This window comes from Gymnodinialimonas ulvae, assembly GCF_037543845.1.
Taxonomy (GTDB): Bacteria; Pseudomonadota; Alphaproteobacteria; order Rhodobacterales; family Rhodobacteraceae; genus Gymnodinialimonas; species Gymnodinialimonas ulvae.
In genome coordinates this window covers 630,299-652,478 of sequence record NZ_JBBIFX010000001.1, presented here as the reverse complement: position 1 = coordinate 652,478, position 22,180 = coordinate 630,299, and the positions used below count along the sequence as shown (strand labels likewise).

Sequence of the window (22,180 nt, the reverse complement as noted above, 5' to 3'; positions counted from 1 at the left end):
CGCTGGGGTCTACATGAAGAACGGCCCGTAGATTATTGATATACATCGATAAAATATCCCCTGACCTGCCGGTCCTGATCGCCGGGCCGACCGCGTCGGGCAAAACCGCTTTGGCGATATCCATCGCACAGGCGCAGAACCGGTCCATCGTGAACGCCGACGCGCTGCAGGTCTATGACGGCTGGCGCGTGCTCACCGCGCGCCCCGCGCCCGAGGAAGAGGCCGCCGCACCGCATCACCTCTTCGGCCATGTCCCGTTCGAGGCCGAGTACAGCGTCGGCCAATGGCTCCGCGAGGTTACGCCCTTCTTGCCGCACAACCCCGTCATCGTCGGCGGCACCGGGCTCTACTTCCGCGCGCTGACCGAGGGGTTGGCCGAAATCCCCCTCACCCCGCCCGACATCCGGGCCACCGCCGATGCCCTGCCTACCGCGACCCTGCTGGCCGACCTCGACCGCGACGATCCCACCCTCGCGCAGCGCATCGACCGCCAGAACCGCGCCCGCATCCAGCGCGGCTGGGAGGTCTCGCGCACCACCGGCACGCCGTTGTCGCACTGGCAGGATCAGACCCCGCCCCCCGCCCTGCCGCTTGCCCGCACCACCGCCCTCCTGCTCAACGCCGAGCGCGACTGGCTCGCCGATCGCATCTCCCGCCGCTTCGACCAGATGCTGGCCCAGGGCGCGCTGGAGGAGGCCCGCGCCAACCTGCCCCGCTGGCCCCATGCGGGCGGGGCGGCCAAGGCCATCGGCGCGCCCGCGCTGATCGCCCATCTGCAAGGGCAGATGACCTTGGACGCCGCCCGCGACGCCGCCATCATCGCCAGCCGCCAATACGCCAAACGCCAACGGACCTGGTTCCGCTCGAATATGGCCGATTGGACTCACATTTCGCTGCCCTGAGCCGCCCACCCGCTTTGCACTTGCGCCAACCCGCCCGACGGCTACCCTGCGGCCCATGTTCGAGACCAACCGTCGCCCCATCGCCCATTCCGTGGCCTCCCTCGGCAAATTGCGCATGCAGGGCAAGTGGAAGCTTGAACTGCTGCATTCCGCCCCGCGCGCCCGGCTTTACTGGATCACCCGCGGCCAGGGACGCGTGACCGTCAATTGCATCACCCGCGGCTACGGGCCCAACACGGCCGTTTTCGTGCCCGCCCGCGTGCCCATGGCGCTTGAGCTGGCCGCGCAGACCCAGGGGCTTGAGCTTTGCCTGCCGCCCGACAACAGCCTGACGTTGCCCGACCTGCCGTTCCACCTGCGCGTGTCGAACATCGAAAGCCAGGCCGCCGTCACCTCGCATATCGAAAAGATCGAAGGCGAACTGGCCGCGCAGGCCCCCGCCATGGACCGCGCCCTGACCGCCTATTCGCTTCTGATCTCGGCCTGGATGACCCGCGAACTGGCCCGGCAGGAAGGCGTGACCGGGCGCGAACGGTCGCACAAACTGGTCGAGGTCTTCGCCGACCGCATGGAACACGGCTTTCGCACCGGCAAAGGCGTGGCCGATTACGCCCGTGACCTGCATGTCACCCCCACCCACCTCAGCCGCGTCTGCCGCGATGCCTCCGGACGGCCCGCGCTTGCGCTCTTGAACGAACGCATCATGTACGAGGCGCGCCGCCTGCTCCTCGACACCGATCTGCCCGCCCGCGAAGTCGCCGAGCAGCTTGGCTTTTCCTCCGCCGCCTATTTTACCCGCGCCTTCAGCCAGGCGGTCGGGCAGACCCCCAAGGCCTTCCGCAAGCCGCGCCTGACGCATTGATCCGGGCCGCATGCGGCGCCTGTGCCATGGGGTCAGCTGTATACTTCTTCAAGGTTGCATCTCGGGGCAATGTCGGTTTTGTTGCGCATCGATGTCGCAAACAAGCAATTTCCGGGCGCAACTAGCCGTTGACGCCCACGGACAATCCGGTTGCTAATGCGACTGAGGGTGCGCCAGGTCGTGCAACGCGAAAACGAGCTCACCCAAACAAAACATATCAAGACGTCACAGGGAGACGACGCAGATGAAAGACTTCACTCACGTTGAGGCCGAAGCAGGCCTGGCGACCCATCCGGTCGCCGAAATGTATGCAGCCGAGCATAAGGCCGGCAAACTCGACCGCCGCGAGTTTCTCGTGCGTTCCACGGCACTTGGCCTGTCCGCCGCTGCCGCCTATTCGCTGATCGGTGCGTCGCCCGCATCCGCCGACGGCCACCGCGCCGTGCCCGCCGCCGGTGGCACCCTGCGCATCCAGCAGGAAGTGCGCGCGCTCAAAGACCCGCGCACCTTCGATTGGTCGCAGATGGCCAACGTCACCCGCGGCTTCCTCGAATACCTGATCCAGTACAACAACGACGGCACGTTCGAAGGCATCCTGCTGGAAAGCTGGGAAGCCAATGACGACGCCACCGTCTACACGCTGAACGTGCGCCAGGGCATCACCTGGAACAACGGCGACCCCTTCGATGCCAACGACGTGGCCGCGAACCTGATCGGGTTCTGCGACACCACCGTGGAAGGCAACTCAATGGCCACCCGCATGGGGGAACTGGTCGATGCGGAAACCGGCGTGGCCCGCGAAGGCGCGATCGAAGTCGTTGACGATTTCACCGTCCGCGTGACCTACCCGAACCCCGACATCACCTTCGTGCCCGGCGTGGCGGATTATCCGTCGGCGATCCAGCACCGTGACATGATCGGCACCAACCCCGCCGACCACGGCATCGGCACCGGCGCTTATGAAATCGCCGAATACGAAGTCGGTGTTCAGGCCCGCCTCGTGCGCAAGGAAGGCCACACCTACTGGCGGGACACCTATCTCGACGAGATCGTCTTCGTCGACCTGGGCCAGGATCCCGCCGCATGGTTCGCCGGCGCAGAAGCCGATGAATTCGACATGACCTACGAAACGGTCGGCGAATTCGTGGATCTGTTCTCGGCCATCGGCTGGACCCAGTCCGAGGTTGTGACCGCGGCCACCGTGGTGATCCGCCCGAACCAGAACAACGCACCTTACGACGATGTGCGTGTGCGTCAGGCGATCCACATGGCCGTCGACAATCAGGTCTGCCTCGATCTCGGGATCAACGGCCAGGGTGTGACGGCGGAAAACCACCACGTCTGCCCGATCCACCCCGAATATGCCGAGCTTCCCCCGCAGACCTTCGATCCCGAAGGCGCGCGTGCGTTGCTTGAGGAATCCGGTCACGCCGATTTCGAGTTCGAGCTGGTCTCCATCGACGATGATTACCGCAAGAACACCACCGATGCCGTCGGCGCGCAGCTGCGCGACGCAGGTTTCAACGTGACGCGGACGATCATCCCCGGCTCGACCTTCTGGAACGACTGGACAACCTACCCGTTCAGCTCGACGAACTGGAACCACCGCGAGCTTGGCGTGCAGATCCTCAACCTCGCCTACCGCTCCGGTGTGCCGTGGAACGAGTCCGGCTTTGCCAATGACGAGTTCGACGCGCTTCTGACCGAGGCCAACGGCATTCAGGATGCCGACGCCCGCCGTGAGATCATGGCGCAGCTGCAGACGATCATGCAGACCGAAGGCGTCACGATCCAGCCGTACTGGCGCTCGCTGTTCCGGCACCACAAGGACAATGTGGTCAACGCGGACATGCATACCAAGTTCGAGATCAACGTCCACTATCTCGGCTTCTCGGCCTGATCTGAACGGTTTGACCGGCGCTCCCTCGGGGGCGCCGGTTTTCTGATAGGCGGTGCACCAAACCGCCCACGGCTGATCCGGCCCGCACGAACCAAGACCGGACAGTCACATCCAGGGGGCGCGACCACCACGCAGCCGCGCCGCCCAGACCACAGGGGACCAACCGATATGGCAGCCTTCATCCTGCGCCGCGTAGGCGTGATGATCCTGACCGCGCTTTGCCTGACCTTCGTGGTCTTCTTTCTCACGAACCTTTTCCCGAACCTCGAAAAGCTCGCGAAAACCCAAGGCAATGCCCGCATGACCGACACCGAAGTTGTCTCCTGGCTTGACCGCAACGGCTACGGCGGCCCCCTGATCGTGCGCTACGGCGAATGGTTGGGCATCGTGCCCGGCTGGACCCGCGAAGATGCCGAAACCGGAGAGATCACCGGCCGCTGCATCGATTTTGACACAAACCCCGAAGACGCGCCGCGCTTCTGCGGCATTTTGCAGGGCGACCTGGGCTATTCGACAGTCTCCGATGCCGAGGTCGGCGAGATCATCGGCGGACGCCTGCAATTGACCGGCATCCTGATGTTCTGGGCCTTTGCGCTCATGGTGCCTGCGGCGCTGCTGATCGGCGTGCTGGCAGGCATGCGCGAGGGCTCCCGGCTCGACCGATCCCTCTCCACCGTCTCCATCGCCTCCACCGCGACACCCGAATATGTCTCGGGCGTGATCTTCATCGTGCTCCTGGCCTCGTCACAGGCAGGCCTCTCGCCGCTTCTGGAAAGCTGGGGCTGGATCGACGGCGGCACGCTGTTCCTGGGCTCGGCCCGCTCCGCGATGGACGACATCACCTTCTGGAACTTCACCCTGCCCGTCGTGACCATCGCGCTCTATGGCATGGGCTACATCGCGCGCATGACCCGCGCGTCGATGGCCGAGGTCATGACCGCGCAATACATCCGCACCGCGCGCCTCAAGGGCGTGAACTTCCGCAACATCGTGATGAAACACGCGCTGCGCAACGCGCTCATAGCACCCTTCACCGTCATCATGCTGCAATTCCCGTGGCTGCTGACCGGCGTGGTGATCGTGGAGACGCTGTTCAACTACAACGGCTTCGGCTGGACCCTCGTGCAGGCCGCCTCCAACAACGACATCGAACTGCTTCTGGCCTGCTCCATCGTGGCGGTCTTCGTGGTCCTCGTGACGCAGCTGATCTCCGATATCGGCTACGTTTTCCTCAACCCCCGCATCCGTATCGCGTAAGGAGATCACAGACATGGACCTTCTTACCTGGACCGGCCAATTCGGCAGCTTCCTCACCCCCCTGATCCTCGTGGCGGTGGTGATGTTCGTCGTGGGCTTCCTGACAAACTTCGTCCTCACCCTCGCGGGCGTGCGCCCCGGCGAACTGGAACTCAACGCCGACGGCACCATGGCGATCACCCACACGCCCGCCGACTACGCACTGGCGACGATGAAATACGCGGTGATCCTGTTCCTCTTGTGCTGCCTGGGCTTCGTGATCGGCGGCCTGGTGCTGCCCACGCCCGAACAGAAGGGCATCATCGGCGCCGCCGGCGCGCGCTTCCTGCCGGTCTGGGTCGCGCTCATCGTGACCTTCGCCGTCTCGATCACCTTCAAGCGCAAGCTCGGCCTCTACGGCAAACTCTTCGACAGCCCCATCGGCATGGTCGGCTTTGGCCTCGTGATGTTCTGGGTCTTCACCGCGATCTTTTCCACATGGGTCGCCCCCTTCGACGCCCTCGATCAGATCAGCTCGATGCGCAACGAACTCCCCGGCACCCCCACGCCGGAGGGCGAGGCATACACCCACTACCTCTTTGGCGGCGACCGCCTGGGCCGCGATGTCTTCTCGCGCATGGTCCTGGGCTCCACCTATGTGCTGCAGATCGCACCGCTCGCCACCCTCTTCGCCTTCATGGTCGGTATCACGCTTGGCCTGCCTGCGGGCTACGTCGGCGGAAAACTCGACACGATCCTGACCTTCGTGGCCAACCTCGTCCTCGCCTTCCCCGTCATCTTGCTCTTCTACCTGCTGGTGACGCCGGAAATCGTGCAGGCGGGCGTGCCGCAATACATGTCGATGGTCCTGTTCCTGTTCCCGATCATCTTCCTCGTGGTGCTGTTCAACTCGCGCTACCACACGCAGCCGATGACCCGGAACATCCTCGTGGCCATCGCCGCCATCATCGGCTTCTGGCTCTACTTCTCGCTGATCTCCGATCGCGCCGATACGGAATCGGCCGTGCGCTTCTGGCCCGAGTCTCTCGACCTGTTCAACATCCCCGGCAACCTGCTGATCGTGTTCGTGTCCGTGGTCTTCGTGAACTCGCCCACCGTGTTCCGCATCGTGCGCGGCATCACTTTGGATGTGAAGACCCGCGACTACGTGGCCGCCGCCCAAACCCGTGGCGAAGGCCCATGGTACATCATGCTGTGGGAAATCCTGCCCAACGCGCGCGGGCCGCTGATCGTCGATTTCTGCCTGCGCATCGGCTACACCACGATCCTTCTCGGCACCTTGGGCTTCTTCGGCCTGGGCCTCTCGCCGGAAAGCCCGGATTGGGGGTCCACCATCAACGAAGGCCGCCGCCTTCTGACGGTATATCCGCACCCGGCCCTGCCGCCCGCATTGGCGCTGATGTCGCTCGTGCTTGGCCTCAACCTGCTGGCTGATGGCCTGCGCGAAGAAAGCCTGAAGGATTGATGCCGCTGACGCCCATCGGCGTGGCGGGCCAATCCCCAAGGTCCAGACCCGGCTGGAAACGTGCCGCCGGGTCGGATCTGGCCCCAAAAAAAGCCGCGATGCACTACAGAAAAACTACAAATAAACTACAGAAAAATTCACCTGCCTTTTGGCCCGTCACTTAAGGAAATCTAACATGGCAGATCGCACACCCTATGACGGCCCGATCCTGGAAATCGAAAACCTTTCGATCTCCTTTTTCACCCGCCTGCGCGAGATTCCCGCCGTTATGGATTTCTCCTGCACCGTGATGCCCGGGGAGGCGATGGGCCTTGTGGGCGAGAGCGGCTGCGGCAAATCCACCGTGGCGCTTGGCGTGATGCAGGATCTCGGCGTGAACGGGCGCGTTGTCGGCGGCACGATCAAGTTCAAGGGCCGCGACCTCAACAAGATGAGCCAGGAAGAGCTTCGCGAATTGCGCGGCTCCGAGATCGCCATGATCTATCAGGAACCCATGGCCTCCCTGAACCCCGCCATGCGCATCGGCAAGCAGCTCATGGAAGTGCCGATGATCCACGAAGGCAAGTCCGAGGACGAGGCCTATCAGATGGCCCTCGGCGTCGTCACCGACGTCCGCCTGCCCGACCCGGAACGTATGCTCAAAAGCTATCCGCACCAGCTTTCCGGAGGTCAGCAGCAGCGCATCGTGATCGCTATGGCCTTGATGTCAAAGCCTTCCTTGCTGATCCTGGATGAGCCCACCACCGCGCTCGACGTGACGGTTGAGGCCGGGATCGTGGACCTCGTGAAGGGTCTGGGCGAGAAATACGGCACCTCGATGCTGTTCATCTCTCACAACCTCGGGCTGGTGCTGGAAACCTGTGATCGGCTGTGCGTGATGTATTCCGGCGAGGCCGTGGAAACGGGCCGCATCGCCGATGTTTTCGACAACATGCAGCACCCCTATACGCAGGCTTTGTTCCGCTCGATCCCCCTGCCCGGCGCTGACAAGAATGCCCGCCCGCTGATCGCCATTCCGGGCAACTTCCCCCTGCCGCACGAGCGCCCGCCGGGCTGTAACTTCGGCCCCCGCTGCAATTATTTCGAGGAAGGCCGCTGCAACGCTGACGCCATTCCGATGTTCGACGTCGCCCACGGCGACCGCCACGAAAGCCGCTGCCTGCGCTTTGCGGAGATCGACTGGAACGCCCCGCCCGAACTGGCCGCCACCACCGAAAAGGCCACGATCGGCGACGTGGTCCTCAAGATCGACAACCTCAAGAAGTATTACGAGGTCGCGGCAAACGCGCTCTTCGGCGGCGGCGACAAGAAAGTTGTCAAGGCAAACGAGACACTTACGTTTGAGGCACGCGAATCCGAGACGCTGGCCATCGTGGGCGAAAGCGGCTGCGGCAAGTCCACGCTCGCGAAGGTTTTGATGGGGCTTGAGACGGCCACCGATGGCGAAATCACCCTCGGCAACAAATCCATCGGCAACACCCCCATCGAAGAGCGCGACACCGCGACCGTGTCGAATGTGCAGATGGTGTTCCAGAACCCGTTCGACACGCTGAACCCCTCGATGACCGTGGGCCGCCAGATCATCCGCGCGCTTGAAATCTTCAAGATCGGCAAGAACGAGGCCGAGCGCCGCGAGCGGATGCTGGAGCTCCTCGATTTAGTAAAACTTCCCCGAGCCTTCGCCGACCGCATGCCCCGGCAGTTGTCCGGCGGCCAGAAACAGCGCGTCGGCATCGCCCGCGCCTTCGCCGGTGACGCCAAGATTGTCGTGGCAGATGAACCGGTTAGCGCGTTGGATGTATCGGTCCAAGCCGCAGTGACGGATCTTCTGATGGAGATCCAGCGCCGCGAGAAAACCACGCTTCTGTTCATCTCCCATGACCTGTCGATCGTGCGCTACCTGAGCGACCGCGTCATGGTCATGTATCTTGGCCATGTGGTCGAATTGGGCGACACCGAGCAGGTCTTCAGCCCGCCCTATCACCCCTACACCGAGGCGCTTCTGTCCGCCGTTCCGATCGCGGACACCTCCATTGAAAAGAAGCATATCGTGCTCGACGGTGACATCCCTTCGGCGATGAACCCGCCCCCTGGCTGCCCGTTCCAGACACGCTGCCGCTGGAAGTCCGACGTACCCGGCGGCCTGTGCGACACTGAGGTTCCGCCCCTACGCACGCTGGCCGATGGACACCAGATCAAATGCCACCTCGCTGAAGATATTCTTGCGCGAATGGAACCCGTCATCAAGATCGCGGCCGAATAAACGGGATATTTATTATTGAAAATCAATAAGTTAGACGCGCCCTAGCGGCTGACATTTCCGGACGCGACGGCAACGGATTTTACCACGGCATAGCCGCACCACCCCTCGGAAAGCCCCATTGCTTTTGCGGATCTCTGGGTGACGCGGGCCAGCAAACGGTCGTCACCGGCCACCACCTGCACCATCACTCCCGGCCCGTCGCCGTCGCGCAGCGCGCTGAGGCGCACGGGCAGAACGTTCAACGCCGATATCCCCTCGGGCAGGGCGCGCGACAGCATCACATCTTGTGCCTCAATCCGCACACGGACCTGCGCGCCTTCGTCGGCGGCGACATGCGGCAGCCACAAAGCCCCGCCCGAGCAGGCCAATTCCGTCAAGCCGTCGTCATGGTGGCGCACCACCCGCGCCGTCACCAGCGCGCCCGCGTCCCGGATGCCGATGACCGGCGCGATGTCGGGATCGGACAGCAGCTCTGTCGCCGGCCCGACGCGCACGACACGGCCCTGCTCCAGTGCGACCAAGGTCGTGGCCAGTCGCGCCACCTCGGCCACGGAATGCGACACATACAGAACCGGCACGCGGGCGGCGTCGCGGACCCGTTCGAGATAGGGCAAAATCTCGGCCTTGCGGGCTTCGTCCAGCGCGGCCAATGGCTCGTCCAGCAGCAACAGACGCGGCTTGCTCAGGAGCGCCCTCCCGATCGCCACACGCTGCGCCTCGCCGCCCGACAAATCCGCAGGCCGCCGGTCCAGAAGATGGCCGATGCCGAGCATCTCGACCACTGGGCCCGCATCCGCCCCCGCGCGCGCATAACTGAGGTTGCCGCGCACATCCATATGCGGAAACAGGCGCGGCTCCTGAAACACATAGCCGATCCCGCGTCGGTGCACAGGCAATGGGTCGACCCGCTGCCGCCCAATCACAATCCGCGCCTCGTCCGCATTAAGAAGGCCCGCCACCGCTCTGACAACGCTGGTTTTTCCTGCGCCACTCCGACCGAACAAGCACGTGACGCCCGCAGGCGCCTCAAAGGCCGCATCAAGCTGGAAACCGCCGAAATCATGGCGGATCAAAACCTCAAGCATCGCGCCCCCCGATCCGCGCCGCCACCCGGCGCGCCAGAAGTTCGGAGGCCAACAACGCTCCCATCGCGATCACGACCGACACGATGACCAGACGCCAGGCCGAGGCCTCACCACCCGGCACCTGCAGGAAGGCATAGATCGCCGAGGGCACCGTGCGTGTCTCGCCAGGGATATTGCTCACGAACGTGATCGTCGCACCGAATTCGCCCATCGCCTTGGCGAAGGCGAGGATTGCCCCCGTCAAAACCCCCGGCGCGATCAGCGGCAGGGTCACGGAGTAAAACACCCGCCAGCGCGACGCGCCAAGCGTCGCCGCCGCCTCCTCCAACCCCGGATCGACCGCCTCAAGGGCCAAACGGATCGCGCGCACCATCAACGGAAAGGCCATGATCGCCGCCGCCAGCGCCGCCCCCGTCCAGCGGAACGCAACGCCCAAGCCCATCGCCTCCAACCATCCGCCCAACCCGGCCTGCGGACCGAACGAGATCAACAGAAGATACCCCGTCACCACCGGCGGCAGGATCAACGGCAGATGCACCACCCCGTTCAATACGGCATGTCCCGGGAAGCGCTTGCGCGCCAGCACCCAGGCGACCGCAATTCCCAATGGCAGACTCAGAAGCGTCGCGACCACGGCCACGCGCAGCGACAGGGCCACCGCTTGCCATTCCGCGGGCCCGAGCCACCCGGTCATTCGTCAATCACCGCGAAACCCGCGTCGCGAAACAACGCCCGCGCCGCATCGCCTGCCAACCAATCCAGAAACGCCCGCCCCGGCTCCGGGGCATGCGGCGTCAACGCGGCCGGATAGACAATGGGCGGATGCAACGTGGCGGACAGCGTTTCGATCACCGCCACCCCCGGCTCCGCCATCGCATCGGTCGCGTAAACCACCCCGGTCTGTGCCGCGCCCAGGACCACAAGACGCAACGCCGCGCGCACGTTGTCCGTCTCGATCACCTGCGGGCGCAAGGCGTCCCAAACGCCCGACGCCTCAAACGCCATCCGTCCATATATGCCCGCAGGAACCGCATCGACCAGCGCCATGGCAATGCGCCCGTCGCCGATCCCGGGAGGCACATCCGCATCGGCGAGGTGGGTGGTGTTCATCACGATCACCAACCGGTTGCCAAGGAGGTCGCGGCGGGTCCCGGGGCGGATCGCCTGCGCGGCCTCCAGATGGTCCATCCAGTCGATGTTGGCCAGGAACACCACATCCGCCGGGGCCCCCTGCTCGACCTGCCGCGCGATGGACGACGAGCCTGCGTAGGACAGCGTTACCTCGTGGCCGGTCTGCGCGGTGAAGGCGTGCGCCACGCGATCAAGCGGCCCGGCAAGGCTCGCCGCCGCGAACACCGTGATATCCTCCGCCGACGCGGGTGAGATCAGGAACAGGGAAAGAAGCCAGGGCCAGCGCATGGCGCGACTATTGCGTGGGGCGGTCGGGGCGGCAAGAGCGCGTGGTGCGGACATCCCCAAGCGGCCCTCCGCCCAAAAAGAATGGGGCCCCCGAAGGGACCCCAGTTTCGCTGATCAGGCTCTGATAATTAACTGCCCGTGTTTTCTGCCTGCGGCCTGATCCGCGCCAAGGGTGAGCGCACCCACCCCGGAAACCAAGAGCTTTCCAATGAAAACTCTTGGAGTGGGATGTAGCGAAAACCGAAGACTTCGCGGGTCCCACCCCGTTGGTACAGATGCGCGAACGGTGAGGGACGCGCATCCGATTGTTGTCCCAACACCAGCCCGCAATCGGGCCGGTGCCGGGCATTAATCTCCTCAGCTACACCCCGACGTCCCGCCGCAGGTGTTGCACTTCATGCAGGTGCCGTTGCGCACCAGGGTGTAGTTGCCGCATTCGCCGCACGCCTCGCCCTCATAGCCCTGCATCTTGGCTTTGGTACGGGCGTCGATCTCGACGGTGCCGGTGGTCACTGCGGTGGTCGATGTGACCGCCGCCATGGTCCCACCGCCATTCGACGTCTCGGGCACCAGCGTCTCCAGCACGGCGACCGGATCGGCCCCGCCCTGCAACACGATCAGCTCCTGCGGGGCGCGCTTGCGCAGATAGCCGGTCGAGGCCACCTGTTTGAGCACTTCCAGCGGGTCCGAGCCGCGGCTGTCGGGCACTTCGGTGACGTTGGATACGCCCTCCTCTGCCCCGCGCCCGATGCTGTCGAAGCTCGCACCTTCCGGGGCCACATGGGCCAGGTCGGTCCGGTCAAGGTAGGACACGGCCAGCTCGCGGAAGATGTAGTCGAGGATCGAAGTGGCGTTCTTGATCGAGTCGTTGCCCTGCACCATCCCCGAGGGTTCGAACTTGGTGAAGGTGAACGCATCCACGAATTCCTCAAGCGGCACGCCGTATTGCAGACCGACCGAGACCGCGATGGCGAAGTTGTTCATCATCGCCCGGAAGCCCGCGCCTTCCTTGTGCATGTCGATGAAGATCTCGCCAAGGTTGCCGTCCTTGTACTCCCCGGTGCGCAGGTAGACCTTGTGGCCCCCAACGATCGCCTTCTGGGTATACCCCTTGCGGCGCTCGGGCAGCTTTTCGCGGTGCGCCTTGATGATCTCCTTAATGACCACCTTCTCGATGATCTTCTCTGCCACGACCTGAGCCTTTTCCATCGTGGTGCCGTTCTCCAGCACCTCGGCGGCCTCGTCATCATCCTCAACCAGCGCTGCGGCCAGCGGCTGCGACAGTTTCGAGCCATCGCGATAAAGCGCGTTGGCCTTCACACCGAGCGACCACGACAGCTCATATGCCTTCTGGCAATCTTCGATCGTCGCATTGTTCGGCATGTTGATCGTCTTGGAGATCGCGCCCGAGATAAAGGATTGGGCCGCCGCCATCATGTGGATATGCGAGTCGACGCTGAGGAAGCGTTTGCCCTTTTTCCCGCAGGGGTTCGCGCAGTCGAACACGGACAGGTGTTCGTCTTTGAGGAACGGCGCGCCCTCCAAGGTCATGGTCCCACAGACATGGTCGTTCGCGGCGTCGATATCGGCTTTGGAAAAGCCCAGATGCCGTAGCAGGTCAAAGGTGGGATCGTTCAGTTTGTCCGCCGGGATGCCAAGGGTCTCGGTGCAGAATTCCGCGCCAAGGGTCCATTGGTTGAAGACGAAGCGAATGTCGAAGGCTTGCGGCAGGGCGGCTTCGATCTTTTCGATCTCTGCCGGGCCAAAACCATGCCCGATGAGGCTGGTGTGGTTGATGCCCGGCGCCTGCCCGATGGTGCCGTGACCGACCGCATAGGCGATGATTTCCTCGATCTGGCTGGACGAATAGCCCATCGCCTCAAGCGCGCCGGGGACCGAGCGGTTGATGATCTTGAAATATCCGCCACCGGCCAGCTTCTTGAACTTCACCAATGCGAAGTCCGGCTCGATGCCTGTCGTGTCACAATCCATGACCAGGCCAATCGTGCCCGTGGGGGCGATCACCGTGGCCTGTGCGTTGCGGTAGCCGTGCTGCTCGCCGAGGGTGAGCGCCTCGTCCCAGGCCTGCTTGGCCAGCCCGATCAGCGTCTGATCAGGGCAATTGCCGTGGTCGAGCGCCACCGGGTTCACGTTCACATCCTCATAGCCATCGGACTTGCCGTAGGCGGCGTTGCGGTGGTTGCGCATCACCCGAAGCATGTGCTCGCGGTTCTTGGCATAGCCGTCGAACGGCCCCAGCTCGCTCGCCACCTCGGCCGAGGTCGCATAAGCCACACCGGTCATGATCGCGGTCAGCGCGCCGCAAAGGGCACGGCCCTCGGCGCTGTCGTAGGAATACCCCATGTTCATCAGCAGCCCGCCGATGTTGGCATAGCCCAGACCCAGCGTGCGGAAATCATAGCTCAGCTGCGCGATTTCCTTCGACGGGAACTGCGCCATCATCACCGAGATTTCCAGCGTCAGCGTCCAAAGCCGCGTCGCATGCATGTAGCTTTCTGCATCAAAGACGCCGTTGGAATAGAACGTCAGCAGGTTCATCGACGCCAGGTTACAAGCCGTATCGTCCAGGAACATGTATTCCGAGCACGGGTTCGATCCACGGATCTCGCCATCTTCCGGGCAGGTGTGCCACGCGTTGACGGTGTCGTGGTACTGGATGCCGGGATCGGCACAGGCCCAGGCCGCATGGCCCACCTTTTCCCACAGGTCACGGGCCTTGATCTCTTTGGCGACCGAGCCGTCCTTGCGGTTCATCAATTCCCATGTCTCGTCGTTCTCGACCGCCTTGAGGAAGGCATCGGTGACGCGGATCGAGTTGTTGGAATTCTGGCCGGAGACGGAATTATACGCCTCACTGTCCCAATCGGTGTCGTAGGTCGGGAACTCGATCGAGGTGTGGCCCTGCTTGGCATAATCCAGCACGCGCTTGACGTAAGTCTCTGGGATCGCGACCTTCTTGGCCTCGCGGATCGCCGATTTCAGCGATGGGTTCTTGGCGGGGTCCACGGCATCCTCAAGGCTGCCGTCCCATTCGCGGATCGCTGCGAAAATGCCGTTGAGCATCTTTTCGTGCATCTTGGAGCCCGCCACGATGGAGGCCACTTTCTGCTCTTCGAGCACCTTCCACTCGATGAAATCCTCGATATCGGGGTGATCCGCATCGACGATCACCATCTTGGCCGCGCGGCGTGTGGTGCCGCCCGACTTGATCGCGCCCGCCGCGCGGTCGCCGATCTTGAGAAAGCCCATAAGGCCCGACGACTTGCCGCCGCCCGACAGTTTCTCGCCCTCACCGCGCAGGTGGCTGAAGTTCGTGCCGGTGCCCGAGCCATATTTGAACAGACGCGCCTCACGCACCCAAAGGTCCATGATCCCGCCGTCATTGACCAGATCGTCCTTCACGCCCTGAATGAAGCAGGCATGCGGTTGCGGATGCTCGTAGGACGAGGTGGATTTCGTCAGCTTACCGGACTTGTAGTCCACGTAATGGTGGCCTTGGGCCGGGCCGTCGATGCCATAGGCCCAATGCAGGCCCGTGTTGAACCATTGCGGCGAGTTCGGCGCGGCCATCTGGCGCGCCAGCATCAGCTGCATTTCGTCGAAATAGGCACGCGCATCGGCCTCGGCGGTGAAATAACCACCCTTCCAGCCCCAGTATGCCCAGGCACCGGCAAGGCGCCGGAAGACCTGCTTGGCGGACGTCTCGCCGCCATAACGCTGATCTTCCGGCATAGCCTCCAGCGCCTTTTCGTCGGCCACGTGGCGCTGAAGGAATGCGGGCACGCCCTTTTCCTTCACGGGCTTCGTCGCGGCGGGCACACCCGCCTTGCGGAAATACTTCTGCGCGATCACGTCCGAGGCGACCTGGCTCCAACCCTGCGGGACTTCCACATTGTCGAGCTTGAACACAACTGTGCCGTCGGGATTACGGATCTCCGAGGTCGTCGTGGTGAAGTCGAGGTCCGCGTACAGGTCTGCTCCGTCGCGGGTAAATCTGCGGTCAATTTTCATGGTTGCCTCATCGTCGCCCGGGTCCCGGTCCGGACCCCCTGTTCAAAATATGTCCGGCCTGCCAGGGACGTCTGCCCTCTGACCGTTCGCTCAAATGGGCCACCGCTGCCGGTTGCCCGCACAAAGCCGTCCATCGAATGACGTTGCATCCGCTGCTCGACCGCGCTTTGATTGTGTTGCTGAGGAAGTAACCCTCTGCCCCTGCCGGGGTGCGCTATATGTGGTGGCGCTTGACCCGGCCCACACAACCTGACGTGTCCGACCCTATCTGGTCAACGGGTTTTTGAACGGTTTTTCGCCAAAAATCCCTTGCATTTTGACAGGCGTCAGATCGGCCCCGATTCCCCTGTCGATGTTAACAATTTCAAGATGTAGATGTTTTCTTTATTTACGGCCTAGATAGGCGATTTTCCGCATGTATCGCATGAAGGAAAATTAACCCGGCGCACGGCAAAAAATTTTCTCACAGGTCGGATCAGCCCCTACAACATGTCGTCTTTTCGCCACAGAAAGCGCCACCGATCGCAACATCCTGCGCCAGTGTTAACGTTTGCCACTACATTTAGAGGAATGGTCGGGGCGGCGAGATTCGAACTCACGACCCCCTGTACCCAAAACAGGTGCGCTACCAGACTGCGCCACGCCCCGACCGTGGCGGCGTCTTATCGGGCAAACGGGGCTCTGCGCAAGTCCTCATGCAAGCCTTCACGCGCGTCGAAACGCGCACCGCGACGCGTGGCCGAACCAACCGCGGCAATCCCTACTCGTCGCAGGGCCAGGCCGCCCGGTTTTGGTTGATGGACGGGTGGCGCATCTGCGTGCCCTCGGCGATGCCGAAATCCCCCGCCACACCGCCATTCACTTCCAGGACGTACTGGATGTCATCGCTGCCGCCGGGGATGCCCGTGCGGTCGAGCGGGATCGCGTTCTCGTGGACGTGACGCACCACGCCATCTGGCCCGGCAAAAATCATGTCCAACGGGATCAGCGTGTTCTCCATCCAAAAGCGCACCGGTTGAGGCCGCTCGTAGACAAACAGCATCCCGCTCAACCGCGGCATCTCCTCGACATGCATCAGACCCTGTGCGCGCTCCTGCGGTGTATCGGCCAGCGCCACGCGGATTCGCGCCGTGCCCCACTCGCCGCGCAACTCCACGCGGCTGTCATTGCACGCCGCCTGAGCAGGCGAGAGCGTGCCAAACGCAAGAAGCACTCCGAACAGGATAGTGATGAATTTCATGGCCAGCCTTTCCGCGCGCGCCCCATCTCGGGGCGATCCGGGCAACCGCCCGCGCAAAGGCCTGCCCTCAGGTGTGATCCCAGGTTCGGATTTCCGCCGCAAGTTTCCCGCGGGGACCATCCACAATCTTCAAGGACACCGCTTCGCCCGGCTGCAGCTCGGAGAACCCGAACCGGCGCAGCACCTCGACATGCACGAAGATATCGTCCGCATTGCCGAAGGCATTGGCGAAACCGAAGCCCTTGCCCTTGTCAAACCACTTCACGCGCGCCGGAACAAGGGGCACGTCGGTCACATCTGGAAGATCAATACCGGCGCCTTCTTCGTCTGGCTCCGCCTCGGGCAGAGCTTCGATCGAGATCACTTCGGTGGCCTGCAATCCGCGCCCGGTCTCTTGCGTGCGCAGCATGACACGCGCGCCTTCCGACACCGAACCACGTCCGAAATTGCGCAACACGTTCGCATGCAAAAGGATGTCCGGCCCACCATCATCGGCGAGCACGAATCCGAATCCTTTATTGGCATCAAACCACTTCACATGGCCGACAACCGCGTCCGCTTGCGGTGTCCCGTCCGCTACTTGCATAACAAGCTCCCTACTCACGGCCCATCGTGACGATGCCGCGCGCAGAAACAAGCTTAAAAAACACCTGCGTTACAAAGTATTACATTTTCACGTAGCACGAAATTGTAAATAGGTCACACCCATAGCGAGGTAACGTTAACGTCAACAACGCCAAAACGTTAACGCGACTCAGGGGTTCAGACGGGTCACTTCCCAATCCGCATTCGGATCGTTGCGGGTCCATCGGAACCGGTCATGCAACCGAAAGGCACCATCGGCCCAGAACTCGATTTCCAGAGGAATGATCCGAATTCCGCCCCAAAACGGCGGCCGCGCCGGATCCGTGCCGTGCTGCGCCGTGACCCGCGCCACATCCGCCATCAACGCCGCCCGATTGGCCAGCGGCTGCGACTGCCGCGAGGCCCAGGCGCCCAACCGGCTCTTGAGGGATCGCGACGCGAAATAAGCATCCGCCTGCGCGCCATCCTCCCGCTCGGTCAAACCCCGCACCCGCACCTGCCGCCGCAGCGACTTCCAATGCATCACGAACGCGGCCTTGCCGGCCTGCGCGATCTCTTGCCCCTTGGCGGAGTCGTAATTCGTGTAGAATACGAAGCCGCCCCGACCGCCGCCGTGCACCTCGATCTCCTTCAACAGCACCATGCGCGCATTCGGCAGGCCTGCGCCATCCACCGTCGACAAGGCAATACCATTGGGATCGTTCACCTCTGTCGCTTCGGCCTCCGCCAGCCAATCACGCGCCAACGCGAACGGATCGTCGCCTGCGAAAATGCCGTCCCGAACAGCCATAGCCATCCCCCCCGTGTTGTAACCTGCACTGTCAGCTATCCCCACCCCCCCGGCCCGGCAAGGGGCAGGCCATCTTGAAGCCCTGCGGCCAATCGCCTACGACAGGCCAGAAGAAGTCAAGGGACAGGGACAGCACCAATGGGCATGATGGATGGCAAGCGCGGGCTGATCATGGGCCTCGCCAACGATAAATCCATCGCTTGGGGGATCGCCAAGGCACTCGCCGCCGAGGGCGCGGATCTGGCGTTTTCCTACCAAGGCGACGCGCTCCTGAAACGGGTGGGTCCGCTCGCCGAACAGGTGGGCTCTTCGCTGGTTGTTCCCTGCGATGTCGGCGATCCCGCCTCGCTCGATGCGCTTTTCGAGCGGCTTAAAGACGCGTGGGGCAGCCTGGACTTCGTCGTCCATGCCATTGGTTTTTCTGATAAAAACGAACTACGCGGACGCTATGTGGAGACCTCTTCGGCGAATTTCGCCATGACGATGGACATCTCGGTCTATTCCTTCACCGCCGTCTGCCAACGCGCCGAAAAGATGATGCCCAACGGCGGCTCGCTCTTGACGCTCACCTATTCCGGCGCGGAACGCGTGATGCCGCATTATAATGTCATGGGCGTCGCCAAGGCCGCGCTTGAGGCCTCCGTCATGTACCTGGCCGAAGACCTCGGGCGCGACAATATCCGCGTCAACGCGATCTCTGCGGGCACCATCAAGACGCTCGCGGCCTCAGGCATCGGCGATTTCCGCTACATCCTGAAGTGGAACGAAAACAACGCCCCCCTGCGCCGCACCGTCACCCAGGACGAGGTCGGAAAATCTGCGCTCTACCTGCTCTCCGATCTGGGCTCTGGCGTCACCGGAGAGGTGCACCACGTCGATGCCGGGTACAACGTCATTGGCATGAAGAACCCCGAAGCCCCCGACATGACGCTTGAGAAAAAGGGCGAATGACGATCAACTGGGTGCATGTCCTGGCCTTCAACGCGACCCTGCTCGCGGCCATCGCATCGCCCGGTCCCTCACTTTTGTTCCTGATCCGCACCTCGATGGCCCAAGGCCGCCGGGCAGGCCTCGCAGCGGCGGCAGGCCTTGGGCTCATGGCATCCCTCTGGACGCTGGCAGCCCTCCTCGGCCTCGATGCACTCTTTGCCCTTTTCCCATGGGCCTACACGGCGGTGAAACTCGGCGGCGCCGCCTACCTCATCTGGATCGCGGTGCAAACCTGGCGCCATGCCTGTGCACCCGCGGGCTGTGCGCCTGACGCCAACCGGGGCCACGCCTTCCGGCAGGGCCTGCTGGTCAATCTCGCAAATCCGAAATCCGTGCTCTTCGCCGCTGCGGTGATTGTTGTGATCTTCCCCGAAGGTTTAACAACGGCGGATAAGGCCCTGATATTCCTTAACCACCTTGCGGTTGAACTGAGTGTTCAGCCGCTTCTGGCCATTGCCCTCTCGACGGCGGCGGTGCGGGCGCGGTATCTCGGCGCCAAATCCATCTTTGATCGCATTGCGGCGAGCGTCCTCGGCGCGCTTGGCCTGCGATTGCTCCTTGAACGAGGCTCACCATGATCACACCGCTCCCCCACGAAAAAGGCTTCCACGTCAGCTGGGATCAGATCCACCGTGATGCGCGCGCTTTGGCGTGGCGGCTCGACGGCCACGGCCCCGACGATGGCGCGTGGCGCGCCGTGGTCGCGATCACACGCGGCGGCATGGCGCCCGCGATGATCGTCAGCCGCGAGTTGGACATCCGCACGGTCGACACGATCGCGGTGAAATCCTACCACGCCGGGGGCGGCAAAGCCGATCAGCAGCGCGAGGCCGAGGTCCTGAAATCCCCCGATGCCGAGTTGATGGGCGATGGTGAGGGGATTCTGATCGTCGATGACCTCGTCGACAGCGGCAAGACCCTGGAGCTGGTGCGCGCGCTCTATCCCAAGGCGCATTTCGCGACCGTCTATGCCAAGCCCAAGGGCGAGCCGATGGTTGACACCTTCATCACCGGCGTGAGTCAGGACACCTGGATCTTCTTCCCCTGGGACATGGCCCTGCAATATGTGGAGCCCTATCGCGGTACGGATTGACCCACACCGCCCCAAGCCAGACCGATTTTCCAAGGCACGGCCTGCCGCCCGAACACCAACAAGCGACACTGCCTGCACGGCGTCGATCGCACAGGTCGGTCCGTCGAAAATTCGGTCAAATTAAAGACAAACTTTCTCCATCCTCCGAGCAAGTTCGCGGCCGATGTTCAGGTCAGTTAGCTTGGGGATAGGTTAATGCTTGGACTTCTGAAATCGCTCGGTTCGCCGAACAAACCGTCTCTCGATGTGATCGAAGAGAAGAGATACACCCGCTTCGACACCATCGTGGACATCACCGAGGTGGAGGAGGACGCGCAGCTCACGAGGTTTCAAAACTGTCGTGTGAGGGACCGCGCGGAAATCGAACGCCACGCCATACCGAGGCCGGCGCGCAAATCGCCGGACGCCTTGGCGAAACCTCTGATCATGGAAGCTTTTGGCAAGCCGGATGTCGCAGAGCCGGTCGCGGAACGCACGGTCTCGGCACCAGAGGCCGGCGCGTTCATGCAGCCGCAAACGTGCACCAAGGGCAACCGTGACCTCAATGCGGCGGCACAAGAAGAGCTTCCGATTTCCGCGGATATCCTGCGCCGCGCCTTGCCAAAGCGCTTCGCTGAGAAGAACCTTGATGCGCAGGCAGCCTGTCAGGTTGCGTAAACGCCGCAAAGCGCGGCCACCAATACACCAAACGGGCTGTCGTGCCCAACCTGCTCTCCACCCACGCGGAGCAGGTTGGGCGCTGCGTTTGGTGGCCCAAAGTGCGCGATCGGGGAAACCGCGCGATGCGTCGCGAGAACATGGTTCCTGAAACGTTAAGAAGAAATCCTTCTTCTCAAGTTTTCAACACCTTAACCTAAGGTTGCAACCTTGCAACCGGCCTCACAACCGCCGCACCTTAAGCTTCGTCAGACGGTTTTGCTGCCGCTCTGCAACCTCGAACCGGAATCCGTGGAATGCAAAGCACTGACCCGGCGACGGGATCGTCTGCGCCTCATGGATCACCAGCCCCGCAACCGTGTTGGCCTCGTCATCGGGCAGCGTCCAATCGGCGGCCCGGTTCAGGTCGCGGATCGTCATGCCGCCCTCGATCGTGTAATTGCCGGCACTGTCGGCCTTCAAGACCGGCGCATCGGGCGTGTCGAACTCATCGGTGATCTCACCGACGATCTCTTCGAGAATGTCCTCCAGCGTGATCAACCCCGCCAGCGCGCCATATTCATCGACGACCAGCGCAAAATGCGTGTGCCGTCGCAAAAATTGCCGCATCTGATCATCCAGCGTTGTCGTCTCGGGCACGAAATAGGGCTTCATCATCACCTCCGCGATGTCGAACGCCCCCAATCCCTTGGCCTTTTCGCCCCGCGTCAGTTTATCGATGCCCCGCAAGAGATCCTTCGCATGGACCACGCCCACGATGTTTTCCTGCTCGTCCTTGAACACCGGCAACCGTGTGTGTCGGCTTTGCAGGCATTGCGTCAGGATCGCCTCGGGCATGGCATCGGCGTCGATCATCTCGATACCCGAGCGGTGCAGCATGATCTCTTCCACTGTCCGCTCATGCAGGTCGAGCGCGCCCAGAAGCCTGTCGCGCTGCTCTTTCTCGACCGAGCCCTCTTCATGGCCAATCGACAACGCGCCCATGATCTCTTCCTTGACCGACAACATGTTGTCGCCCGCCTCGATCCGCGTCCCGAAAAGCCGCAAGACACCGCGCACGATGACCCGCACAACGGCCACAACCGGCGCCATCACCGCAATGATCAACCCGATTGGCCGCGAGATCCGGGCGGCGGATGTCTCGGGATTGTTGATCGCGTAGGTCTTCGGCAGCACCTCCGCAAAGATCAGGACCAGCGCCGTCATCACCAGCGTCGCAATCGCCACGCCCCCCTCGCCGAGGATCGCGGTGAACAATGCCGTCGCCAAAGCCGTCGCCAGGATGTTGACCAGATTGTTGCCCAGAAGGATGCCGCCGATCAGCCGCTCGTTGTCTTCTTTCAAATCCAACGCCCGCTGCGCCCCCTTCGCAGGGCCGCTGTCGCGCCCGGCAATCGAACGCAGCTTGCCCCGTGAGGCTGCCGTCAACGCCGTCTCCGAGCCCGAGAAGAAGCCCGAGCACATCAAAAGGAACACGATCACCGCGGCGATGATCCAATTTGTCGGGTCGGCCAGCGCCGATGGCTCCGGAAGGGGAAGTTCATTTTCCATTTCCGGGTTATGGGGCCGCAGCCCGCGCCGTTCAAGTCAACCCGCGAAAAACAGCACCTCCACGAGGACAGCCGCAGGCCGGAGGAAGG

Annotated in this window: 18 protein-coding genes and 1 tRNA gene; 10 read left to right on the top strand and 9 right to left on the bottom strand. The window is 62.9% G+C overall.

Features of this window, described 5'->3' with window-relative positions; translation table 11 throughout:
- Positions 1-35: 35 nt before the first annotated feature.
- From miaA to V8J83_RS03065, 6 genes are all read left to right on the top strand, one after another.
- Entirely contained in the window at positions 36-902 is an 867-nt protein-coding gene (gene miaA / locus V8J83_RS03090) for a tRNA (adenosine(37)-N6)-dimethylallyltransferase MiaA (RefSeq protein ID WP_339983374.1), read from the top strand.
- Between the two features lie 55 nt (positions 903-957).
- Positions 958-1,764: a helix-turn-helix transcriptional regulator gene (locus V8J83_RS03085; protein WP_339983372.1), complete on the top strand. Its 807-nt coding sequence runs from the start codon at positions 958-960 to the stop codon at positions 1,762-1,764.
- Positions 1,765-2,008: 244 nt separating this feature from the next.
- Positions 2,009-3,664: an ABC transporter substrate-binding protein gene (locus V8J83_RS03080; protein ID WP_339983370.1), complete on the top strand. Its 1,656-nt coding sequence runs from the start codon at positions 2,009-2,011 to the stop codon at positions 3,662-3,664.
- Between the two features lie 168 nt (positions 3,665-3,832).
- A complete protein-coding gene (locus V8J83_RS03075; RefSeq protein ID WP_339983368.1) occupies positions 3,833-4,921 on the top strand; it encodes an ABC transporter permease in 1,089 nt (362 codons plus the stop codon).
- Positions 4,922-4,934: 13 nt separating this feature from the next.
- Positions 4,935-6,386, top strand: a complete 1,452-nt coding sequence (locus V8J83_RS03070) for an ABC transporter permease (RefSeq protein WP_339983366.1) — start codon at positions 4,935-4,937, stop codon at positions 6,384-6,386.
- A gap of 175 nt (positions 6,387-6,561) precedes the next feature.
- A complete protein-coding gene (locus V8J83_RS03065; RefSeq protein ID WP_339983364.1) occupies positions 6,562-8,649 on the top strand; it encodes a dipeptide ABC transporter ATP-binding protein in 2,088 nt (695 codons plus the stop codon).
- A gap of 41 nt (positions 8,650-8,690) precedes the next feature.
- Here the strand turns inward: V8J83_RS03065 and modC are convergent, their stop codons facing one another.
- The 8 genes from modC to pdxH all read right to left on the bottom strand — a co-directional run bounded on the left by modC (position 8,691) and on the right by pdxH (position 17,800).
- A complete protein-coding gene (gene modC, locus V8J83_RS03060) occupies positions 8,691-9,734 on the bottom strand; it encodes a molybdenum ABC transporter ATP-binding protein (protein ID WP_339983362.1) in 1,044 nt (347 codons plus the stop codon).
- Positions 9,727-10,428, bottom strand: coding sequence for a molybdate ABC transporter permease subunit (gene modB / locus V8J83_RS03055; RefSeq protein ID WP_339983360.1), 702 nt, complete (start codon positions 10,426-10,428; stop codon positions 9,727-9,729). Before modB ends, modC begins: the two co-directional genes overlap by 8 nt.
- Positions 10,425-11,153 carry a molybdate ABC transporter substrate-binding protein gene (gene modA, locus V8J83_RS03050; RefSeq protein WP_339983358.1) on the bottom strand — a complete coding sequence of 243 codons (729 nt, stop codon included), beginning with the start codon at positions 11,151-11,153 and terminating at the stop codon, positions 10,425-10,427. The genes modB and modA overlap by 4 nt, the downstream gene beginning before the upstream one ends.
- 357 nt (positions 11,154-11,510) lie before the next feature.
- On the bottom strand, positions 11,511-15,185 hold the full coding sequence (locus tag V8J83_RS03045; protein ID WP_339983356.1) for a vitamin B12-dependent ribonucleotide reductase: 3,675 nt from the start codon (positions 15,183-15,185) through the stop codon (positions 11,511-11,513).
- A gap of 571 nt (positions 15,186-15,756) precedes the next feature.
- Positions 15,757-15,833, bottom strand: a tRNA-Pro gene (locus V8J83_RS03040).
- 112 nt (positions 15,834-15,945) lie between these two features.
- Entirely contained in the window at positions 15,946-16,425 is a 480-nt protein-coding gene (locus tag V8J83_RS03035; protein WP_339983354.1) for a DUF192 domain-containing protein, read from the bottom strand.
- Positions 16,426-16,492: 67 nt separating this feature from the next.
- Entirely contained in the window at positions 16,493-17,011 is a 519-nt protein-coding gene (locus V8J83_RS03030; protein WP_339983352.1) for a cold-shock protein, read from the bottom strand.
- Between the two features lie 168 nt (positions 17,012-17,179).
- The gene (gene pdxH / locus V8J83_RS03025) at positions 17,180-17,800 is read right to left on the bottom strand and encodes a pyridoxamine 5'-phosphate oxidase (RefSeq protein WP_339983350.1); all 621 of its coding nucleotides are present in this window, start codon (positions 17,798-17,800) and stop codon (positions 17,180-17,182) included.
- Positions 17,801-17,938: 138 nt separating this feature from the next.
- On the opposite strand from pdxH, the gene fabI reads away from it, so the two are divergent.
- The 4 genes from fabI to V8J83_RS03005 all read left to right on the top strand — a co-directional run bounded on the left by fabI (position 17,939) and on the right by V8J83_RS03005 (position 20,540).
- Positions 17,939-18,751, top strand: coding sequence for an enoyl-ACP reductase FabI (gene fabI / locus V8J83_RS03020; RefSeq protein ID WP_339983348.1), 813 nt, complete (start codon positions 17,939-17,941; stop codon positions 18,749-18,751).
- Positions 18,748-19,368 (top strand): LysE family translocator, encoded by a 621-nt coding sequence (locus tag V8J83_RS03015; RefSeq protein WP_339983345.1) that lies wholly within the window; start codon positions 18,748-18,750, stop codon positions 19,366-19,368. The genes fabI and V8J83_RS03015 overlap by 4 nt, the downstream gene beginning before the upstream one ends.
- On the top strand, positions 19,365-19,883 hold the full coding sequence (gene gpt, locus V8J83_RS03010) for a xanthine phosphoribosyltransferase (protein ID WP_339983344.1): 519 nt from the start codon (positions 19,365-19,367) through the stop codon (positions 19,881-19,883). The genes V8J83_RS03015 and gpt overlap by 4 nt, the downstream gene beginning before the upstream one ends.
- A gap of 285 nt (positions 19,884-20,168) precedes the next feature.
- A complete protein-coding gene (locus tag V8J83_RS03005) occupies positions 20,169-20,540 on the top strand; it encodes a hypothetical protein (protein ID WP_339983343.1) in 372 nt (123 codons plus the stop codon).
- 222 nt (positions 20,541-20,762) lie between these two features.
- On the opposite strand, the gene V8J83_RS03000 is transcribed toward V8J83_RS03005, so the two are convergent.
- On the bottom strand, positions 20,763-22,091 hold the full coding sequence (locus tag V8J83_RS03000; RefSeq protein ID WP_339983342.1) for an HlyC/CorC family transporter: 1,329 nt from the start codon (positions 22,089-22,091) through the stop codon (positions 20,763-20,765).
- Positions 22,092-22,180: the final 89 nt, after the last annotated feature.